This is a genomic window from Stenotrophomonas sp. HMWF003 (assembly GCF_003061285.1).
GTDB lineage: Bacteria > Pseudomonadota > Gammaproteobacteria > Xanthomonadales > Xanthomonadaceae > Stenotrophomonas > Stenotrophomonas maltophilia_AP.
Genome location: NZ_QAIW01000464.1, coordinates 1 through 1,791, shown reverse-complemented (window position 1 = coordinate 1,791; position 1,791 = coordinate 1). Strand labels below are relative to the sequence as shown.

Genomic DNA, 1,791 nt, shown 5'->3' with positions numbered 1-1,791 from the left:
GTGCAGACCACGCTGGTGCTGCTGCTGGGCATGTGGCTGTTCGACGTGCCGGTGCGTGGCAGCGTGCTGGACGTGTACCTGGTGGCGATGCTGCTGATCACCGCCAACCTGTCGCTGGGGCTGTTGATCTCGACCAAGGCGCAGTCGCAGTTCCAGGCCATGCAGATGACGATGTTCGTGTTCCTGCCGTCGATCCTGCTGTCCGGCTTCATGTTCCCCTTCGCGGGGATGCCCAGGGTCGTGCAGTGGCTGGCCGAGGTGCTGCCGCTGACCCATTTCCTGCGGCTGGTGCGCGGCATCATGCTGCGGGGCGCGCGCTGGTGGGAGCTGTGGCCGGAGGTACTGGCACTGCTGGCCTTCATCGCGGTGATGATGACCCTGGCGATCCTGCGGTTCCGCAAGCGGCTGGATTAGGGGCGACCTACCGTCGGCACGCCCCCAATCGGTCGGCACGCCCTTACGCCGTCACCATCCGCGCGCGCAGCGAGTTGCTGTACGCCTCGGTGATCACCACGTCGACAAACTGCCCCACCAGGCGCGGGTGCCCCGGGAAGTTCACTGAGCGCATGTTCTCGGTCTTGCCGGTCAGCTCGTTCGGATCGCGCTTGGACGGACCTTCCACCAGCACGGTCTGCACGGTGCCGACCATCTTCGCCGAGATGCCGGCGGCATGCTCGTTGATCCGTGCCTGCAGGCGCGACAGTCGCGCGTGCTTCTCGGCGTCGCTGATGGTGTCTTCCAGGTCGGCCGCGGGCGTGCCCGGGCGGCGCGAATAGATGAAGGAGAAGCTGTGGTCGAAGCCGATGTCCTCGATCAGCTTCATGGTCTTCTCGAAATCCTCGTCGGTCTCGCCGGGGAAACCGACGATGAAGTCCGAGCTGATCGAGATGTCCGGGCGCACCGCGCGCAGCTTGCGGATCTTGGCCTTGAATTCCAGCGCGGTATACCCGCGCTTCATCGCCGACAGCACCCGGTCGCTGCCGGCCTGCACCGGCAGGTGCAGGAAGTTGGCCAGCTGCGGCACGTCGCGGTAGGCATCCACCAGCGAGTCGCTGAACTCCAGCGGGTGCGAGGTGGTGAAGCGGATCCGGCCGACCCCCTCGATCTCGGCGATGGTGCGGATCAGCAGGCCGAGATCGGCGAACTCTCCCTCCCCGTACGGCCCGCGGTAGGCATTGACGTTCTGGCCGAGCAGGTTGATCTCGCGCACGCCCTGGGCGGCCAGCTGGGCCACTTCCACCACCACGTCCTCGAACGGACGGCTCACTTCGGTGCCACGGGTGTAGGGCACCACGCAGAACGAGCAGTACTTGGAGCAGCCTTCCATGATCGACACGAACGCCGAGCCACCGTCGGCGCGCGGCTCGGGCAGGCGGTCGAACTTCTCGATTTCCGGGAAGCTGATGTCCACCTGCGACTTGCCCGATTCGCGCCGCTGCCGGATCAGCTCGGGCAGGCGGTGCAGGGTCTGCGGGCCGAACACCAGGTCCACGTGCGGGGCGCGCTTGATGATCGCCTCGCCTTCCTGCGAGGCCACGCAGCCACCCACGCCGATGATCACGCCCCGGCCGTTGTTCTTCAGCGCCTTCCAGTAGCCCAGCTGGCTGAACACCTTTTCCTGCGCCTTTTCGCGGATCGAGCAGGTGTTCATCAACAGCACGTCGGCCTCGGCCGGGTCGTCGGTGAGCTCCAGGCCCTCGGCCGCGGCGAGCACGTCGGCCATCTTGGACGAGTCGTACTCGTTCATCTGGCACCCGTGGGTCTTGATATAGAGCTTGCCGCGCACTGGCC

At 66.3% G+C, this 1,791-nt stretch carries 2 protein-coding genes; one reads left to right on the top strand and one right to left on the bottom strand.

All coding sequences use genetic code 11. The annotated features are described in order from the left end of the window. Window positions 1-414: ABC transporter permease (locus tag DBR34_RS24415; protein WP_258224214.1), on the top strand; the 414-nt coding region annotated here is incomplete at its 5' end. 43 nt (window positions 415-457) lie between these two features. On the opposite strand, the gene miaB is transcribed toward DBR34_RS24415, so the two are convergent. Continuing rightward, the gene (miaB, locus tag DBR34_RS20660; protein WP_128098164.1) at window positions 458-1,786 is read right to left on the bottom strand and encodes a tRNA (N6-isopentenyl adenosine(37)-C2)-methylthiotransferase MiaB; all 1,329 of its coding nucleotides are present in this window, start codon (window positions 1,784-1,786) and stop codon (window positions 458-460) included. Window positions 1,787-1,791: the final 5 nt, after the last annotated feature.